Genomic DNA, 7,383 nt, shown 5'->3' with positions numbered 1-7,383 from the left:
ATAATACTTGAAAAATATATATAAAAATTTATAATTGATAGAAATTTTACATGATTTTATTTTTAAAAATGAAGAAATTTATTATATTGCTTTTTTTAATTATATTTGAATTATCTTATTCGCAAGTAGCGGTTTTCAAACCTTTTAGAAAATTATACACGATACAAACCGAAAAATTTGAAATAATCTTTCCAATGGAATCGAGAAGAACTGCGGAAAAATTAGCGAAAGTTGCGGACGGAATTTATGAAGAATGTTCCAAATTATTAAATAGCGAAGTTAATTTCAAAGTAAATGGAAAAATTCCCGTTACGATAACTCCCGATGTAAATATATTTAATGCTTACGCTGGCTCTCTACTTCAATATTCTTCTATAACTATATACGATTCCGCTGGCGTTAACGAAGCGACATATAACATGGTAGATGTCTTGGCAGATACTTTTCTTCATGAGCTTGTCCATTTATTAAGTTTGAGTTCGGAAAACGCGGGCGCGCAAACTAGAGTATTAGGAAACTGGGCTACTCTTCAATGGCTCAATATTCCTCTCTTTATGGTTGAAGGAGTTACGGTAAGCGTTGAAAGTTATAAAGGTTTTGGAAGAGCGAACGACCCTTATATTAAGCATACATTGAGGCAGGATATTTACGAAGGAAAATTTAAAACTCCGATACAGGCAAGCGATTTTTGGAGTAAAAAACCTTCTGGAGCTTATTATCTTTACGGCGGACTTTTTTCAAAATATTTGCAAGATAGATTTGGAATTGAAAAATACAATGAATTATGGAATGTTATGAGAAAGAAAATTTCCTTTTCATTTTTAGTTTATAATTCGGGCGTTTATGGAGCATTTAAAAAAGTTTACGGAATGAATTTTATTGAAGTTTGGGCGGATTTTCAAAATTCTTTGACTCTCGAAAATGTGAGTCCGAGCGAGGAATTGAGAGTTAACGAAAAAGAAACTTATATTAGCGATTTGCATTCCTACGGTGATAAAGTTTATTATATAGACAATAATATCGGAGCGCTTTATTCGTATAAACAAAATAGAATTAGCGTAGATAATGAAAAAGATTTGAAATTGGAATTCTACATCGACAGAACTTCCGAAAGTTTGGATATTTCTTCGGACGGAAAAAGAGCTTTAATAGTTTCCACAACTTATAACGCTGGACTTTATAAATATATCACAAAAGAATACGATTTGGAGAAAAAGAAAAGAACAAAAAGAAAATGGGAAAATATTCTATTTGCAAGATTTTTCAGGGGCGGAATAATCGGAATTGGTAAAGATTTGCATAATGCGGTTTTGGTTTATATTGACGAAAACGATAATAAAGAAATTTTACTTGAAGCGAACGATAATTATTCTTATTCTTCGCCAACGGTTATTGACGACAATAATATCGCTTTGATAGTTTCAGAATTTGGAAAGAGGCATATTGCAATTTTCAATTATCAAACAAAAACTTTAAGGTATGTCGAAACAAGAGACGAAAGTTTAAATTTTGCAAGATATTTAAGATATTCCAACGGCAAACTTTTATTTTCTTATAATAATAACGACAGATTTTATAAATTGGGAGAATTGGATTTAAATGCGAATAATATAAAACTTTACGATAAAGATTTTTCGGGCGGAGTTTTTGCTCCCGTTTATGCGGAAAATTCGATTTATTATATTGGCAATTTTTCGGAGCATGACATATTAATGAAATTTGACGAAACGATTCAGCCTCAAATAAAAAATATTTCGCTAATTTCAAAAACGATAGAAAAATATAATTTTACTCCAGAAATGGAACTTAAAAAATATAATCCGATTAAATATGCAAAACCTTGGGCATCTTGGATTCCGTTTTTTCAAATTAACGATAGTTATGAATATAAAGTAAACGGTTTCGGAATATTATCCATTATGGCTTCGCCTTCTTTAGATAATTTTGCAACTTTATGGCTGGGATTCGATATTCCTTCAAAATTTTTACAAACCGAATTAAATTTTGGCTCTAGCGGTTTATTATATCCGTTAAGTTTTAGTTTCGACAGCAAAGTAATTTACTCTACATATAATAAATATTGGAGATTGGGAAGTTCTATAAATATGCAATTTCCTATTTATACCGAAAGCGATAAAGTATATTTTGGCATCTCTCCTATAATCAGCGGGGCTTTATTTTCGGAAAATGTGAGAGCAAACGATAATTCAAGCGCTTTTAAGTGGAAATATAATTCTTGGAGTTTGACTACAACTTTATTAACTTCTTTTACTTTCAATGTGAATTCAGATAAACCTTACAGAGACGATTTGATAAAAATGGCTTTATATACAATGTATTCGGCAAATTATAATAAATTGGGTTTGGATTTTATAACTCAATTTCAAACTAGATATATTCCGATAAGAATGAGTTTTTACGGCGCTTATGTTTTGAACGGAATCGCTTCTTTTGACGGAACTTCAAAAATATTTGCCGCAAAATATGTGAGCGCTCCTCCAGAGTTTTATGCATACGCAGTTCAAAAAAATCTTGCGGACAATTATTTTTTAGCGGGCGACATCGAACTTTTAGGATATATTGACGCTAATTATAATTTAAGCCATATTTATTTTGATAATTTCTTCGCTTCGTTGTCCTATCGATTCGCTTATTACGATAAAGATTATATGCATTCGTTAGCTTTGAAAGTTGGAATGGATGCGGGAATTCCAATCGGATATTTTAATTTAAAAGGAGAACCTTATATAATGCTCGCTTTGAGAATGCCAAAAACAATCGAGGATTTTCAAAAAATTTCTTTTAACGATTTTTATATTGGATTTGGGCTTCAAATGTCTTGGTAATTTTATTTATATTTCATTGGTAATTTTAAAAAATTCTGTTATCATTTATATATGAATAAATTTATTATATTTATTTTTTTAATAATATTTGAATTATCTTATTCGCAAAATGCCGTTTTCAAACCTTTTAGAAAATTATATACGATACAAACCGAAAAATTTGAAATAATCTTTCCAATAGAATCGAGAAGAACCGCGGAAAAATTGGCGAAAATTGCGGACGGAATTTATGAAGAATATTCTACTATTTTAAATAGCAAAGTTGACGGAAAAATCCCAATTACAATAACATCCGACATGAACATATTTAACTCTTGGGCGACTCCACTACCCTATCCAGCGATGGTTTTATTCGACACGATTGAAACCGAAGAAACATTGGACTCCGATAATTTTCAAGGAACTTTTATTCATGAACTCACTCATTTATTAAGTCTCGCTTCCGAAAACGCGGGCAATCCGACAAAAGTATTGGGAAATTGGGCTTCAATGCTTTTTTTCAATACTCCGATTTTTATGCTCGAAGGAATAAGCGTGAGTATGGAAAGTTATAAAGGATTCGGAAGAGCGAACGACCCTTTTGTAAAGCAGACATTGAGGCAGGATATTTACGAAGGAAAATTTAAAACTCCGATACAATTAAGCGATATTTGGAGTAAAAGACCTTCCGATTCTTATTATTTATACGGCGGACTTTTTTCAAAATATTTGCAGGAAAGATTCGGAATTGAAAAATATAACGAATTATGGAATGTAATGAGAAAAAAATTATCTTTTTCATTTTTAATTTATAATTCGGGTTTTTACGGAGCGTTTAAAAAAGTTTACGGAATGAATTTTATTGAAGTTTGGGGCGATTTTCAAAATTCTTTGACTCTCGAAAATGTGAGTCCAAGCGAGGAGTTTAGAGTTAACGAAAAAGAAACTTATATTGGCGATTTGCATTCCTACGGCGACAAAGTTTATTATATAGACAATAATATCGGAGCGCTTTATTCGTATAAACAAAATAGAAACGGAAATAACGAAAAAAAAGATTTGAAATTGGAATTCTACATTGACAGAACTTCCCAAAGTTTAGATATTTCTTCGGACGGAAAAAGAGCTTTATTCGTATCTCTTACTTATAACGCGGGACTTTATAAATACATTGTCAAAGAATACGATTTGGAGAAAAAGAAAAGAACAAAAAGAAAATGGGAGAATATTCAATTTGCAAGATTTTTCAAAAACGGAATAATCGGAATTGGAAAAGATTTGCATAATGCAGTTTTAGTTTATATTGACGAAAACTATAATAAAGAAATTTTACTCGAAGCGAACGATAATTTTTCTTATTCTTCGCCAACCGTTATTGACGAAAACAATATAGCTTTAATAGTATCCGAATTTGGAAAAAGATATATTGCAATTTTTAATTATCAGTCAAAAACTTTGAAATATGTGGAAACAAAAGACGACACTTTAAATTATGTCAAATATTTAAAAAACTCGAACGGCAAAATTTTATTTTCTTATAATAATAACGACAGATTTTATAAATTGGGAGAATTGGATTTAACGGTAAATAATATAAAACTTTATGATAAAGATTTTTCGGGCGGAATTTTAGCTCCCGTTTATGCGGAAGGTTCGATTTATTATGAAGGCAAATTTTCGGAGCATGACAGATTAATGAAATTCGATAAAACGATTCAGCCTCAAATAAAAAATATTTCTTTCGTTTCAAAAACAATAGAAAAGTATAATTTTACTCCCGAAATGGAATTTGGAAAATATAATCAATTTAAATATATAAAACCTTTCGCAACTTGGGCGCCGCTTCCTCAAATAAATACTTCTTTTCCATATTTTATAAACGGATTTGGAATTTTTTCTTATTTGGCTTCTCCTTCACGCAAAAATTCGGGCAATCTCTGGCTCGGGCTTGATATTCCTTCGTTATTTTTGCAGACGGAATTTTCATTAACTTCTTATAGTTTATTATATCCTTTGAATTTTAATTTCGACAGTCAAGTAGTTTATTCGGATTATAATTATTGGCAGTTAAGTAGTTCGATTGACATGGAGTTTAGACTTTACACCGAAAGTGATAAAGTTTCTTTTTATTTAAGCCCGATTCTATACGGAGCTTTATTTTCGGAAGATACGATTCCAAATTATATATCGAGCGCGTTCAAGTGGAAATACGATTCATGGACTTTTGTGACGACTTTGCAGGCTTCTTTTATTTTTAAAACGAGGGCGGATAAACCTTACAGAGACGATTTAATAAGAATTTCTTTATATCCTATGTATTCGGTGAAATATAACAGATTCGGATTGGATTTTAATTCGCAATTTCAAACGAGATTTATTCCGATAAGAATGAGTTTTTACGGAGCTTATGTTTCAAGCGGATTGGTTTCATTTGACGGAACTTCAAAAGTATTCGGCACAAAATATGTAAGCGCTCCAGCGGAATTTTATGCATATTCTCGTTCAAAAAATCTTTCGGACAATTATTTTTTAGCGGGCGACATAGAACTTTTAGGATTTGTCGATTCTCAATTTAATTTAAGTCATATTTATTTTGATAATTTTTTTGCATCGCTATCCTATAGATTCGCTTATTTCGATAAAGATTATATGCATTCTGTCGGATTAAAAATTGGAACAAAGGCAAGCATTCCGATTATTTCTTACAATATAATAACGGGCGAACCTTTTATACTTTTGGCTTTAAAAATGCCTAATAAAATCGAAGGTTTTAAGAAAATTTCATTTAATGATTTTTATTTTGGCTTCGGGCTTCAAATGTCATGGTAAATAAATTTTTTATATAATCACTTCTTATAAGTAAGCGGATTAATATAACTTTCATACAACTCGAATATAAATTTCATTCTTTCGGTTTCATTTTTCAAATTCGTTTTTCCGTAAGCCAAATCAACCGCTTTATCAAGTTCGTTATGAGCTTTAAATAAATCCGCTGGCATAGTCAAAGGGTCGTATAAATCGCCCAAAGAAGAATCTTTATATTTACCCCTTATATCTAAAATCTTTTGAGCTTTATTTTCAATTCTCTTCGCTATGCTTTTATTAGGATTTATAGGAAAAGGAAAATTATTATAAACTATATCTTTTGAATATCTATAGCCGTTTCCCAATCTTCCGCATACATATTTAGTCCAAGTCATATGCATTATTGAAGTCAAAACTCCGAAATAATAAAGATTCGCGTTTTCTATTATTAAACAGGAATCTCCCGCTATAATTTTTTTACTCATAAATCCTATTGGAATATATTTTCTTCTTGAAGTCGAAACTCTCGGAAAAAGCAGATAATTATGTTTAGGAAATATCTCTATGTGAAACTTTGTCGGGTATTCGGCTATTTCTCTTGTCGGTTCGCTGTCGCTTTTTTTTCTAAATTCCATTACATTTTTAACTCTTTGTATTACTAAAGGCATCTTTTTTAATTCATGCGGAGGAATTCTTGAAGCTAATAAAACATAGTCGGTTTGATTATTTATAAATTGTTTTGAACCAGTCCATTTATAAAAATATTTTTTAGAATTAGGTTCTTTTTTTATAAATTGTTTCATCTCTTCTTTGCTAAATAAATAATTTCCATCGTCTATGGGTTTATTTCCTATATGCATTTTAGGGACTTTGCATATAGGCTCGGTTCTGCTGTTTATAAAAATATTCTTAAAATCTACCAAATACGGATTTATATTTTCAACTTTCACTTCATGCGGTTCGCCCTTTACATCCTCGTAATCGAAAAGTCTTTTTTTATCCGTATCGAAACAGGCAAAACCTATTATAACGCAATAAACATGAGCTTTGCCTTTCGCTTCGTTATACCACATAAATGTTCTATGGGCAAAATGTATATGAACTCCGTATTTATTTATTAAACATTTCCATAGAATACCGACTTGAGTTCCCTGCGTTATAGAATTTGTGGAAACGAAAGCGACTTTTATTTTAGTTCCTTTAATAAACTCGCATGCTTTTTTATACCAAGCGCAAACATAATCCAAATCTCCGCAGGATTTCATATTATTAAATACCGTTTTCATTTCGGCGCTTTGTTCGGGCGATTTCATTCTCGCGCCTACAAAAGGAGGATTTCCCAAAATATAAGAAAGTTCTTTTTGATTTATTATATTATTCCAATTATAAGTTAACGCGTTTTCATTTTTTATAACCGCGGATTTCTTTAACGGAATTCTTTCAAATAATCTTCCGAATGCAGCTCCAAGTTCCATATTCATTAAATGGTCCATTAGCCATAAAGCCACTTCCGATATTTTTGCGGGAAACTCGCTTATTTCTATTCCGTAAAAATTATCGACATCTATCAAAGACATGGTTTCTATATCGAAAACCTCGCCCTCTTCTTCTATGTTTTTAGTATATAAAATTTTTAATATTTCTATTTCAAGTTTTCTAATCTCTCTGTAGGCTATGATTAAAAAATTTCCGCATCCGCAGGCAGGGTCTAAAAATTTTAATTTCGCAATTTTTTGATGAAATTCTTTTAATT

The 7,383-nt window shown here is 30.9% G+C and carries 3 protein-coding genes; 2 read left to right on the top strand and 1 reads right to left on the bottom strand.

All coding sequences use genetic code 11. The features are described from left to right. Window positions 1-68: 68 nt before the first annotated feature. Window positions 69-2,846, top strand: a complete 2,778-nt coding sequence (locus ACR0QS_RS09065) for a TreP protein (RefSeq protein WP_432633120.1) — start codon at window positions 69-71, stop codon at window positions 2,844-2,846. A 51-nt stretch (window positions 2,847-2,897) separates the two neighbouring features. Continuing rightward, entirely contained in the window at window positions 2,898-5,654 is a 2,757-nt protein-coding gene (locus ACR0QS_RS09060; RefSeq protein ID WP_432633119.1) for a TreP protein, read from the top strand. 17 nt (window positions 5,655-5,671) lie between these two features. Here the strand turns inward: ACR0QS_RS09060 and ACR0QS_RS09055 are convergent. Further along, the coding region (locus tag ACR0QS_RS09055) for a class I SAM-dependent DNA methyltransferase (protein ID WP_432633118.1) at window positions 5,672-7,383 on the bottom strand (1,712 nt) is incomplete at its 5' end.

The organism is Brachyspira sp., from assembly GCF_050873525.1.
In the GTDB taxonomy this organism is placed as follows: Bacteria; Spirochaetota; Brachyspiria; order Brachyspirales; family Brachyspiraceae; genus Brachyspira.
Note: the sequence above shows the minus strand (reverse complement) of the source record. Positions and strands in the feature narration are given on the sequence as shown.

Excerpts from the sequence above, each read along its gene's own strand:
- ACR0QS_RS09065 (WP_432633120.1), top strand. The coding sequence starts at position 69 with ATGAAGAAATTTATTATATTGCTTTTTTTAATTATATTTGAATTATCT.
- ACR0QS_RS09060 (WP_432633119.1), top strand. The coding sequence starts at position 2,898 with ATGAATAAATTTATTATATTTATTTTTTTAATAATATTTGAATTATCT.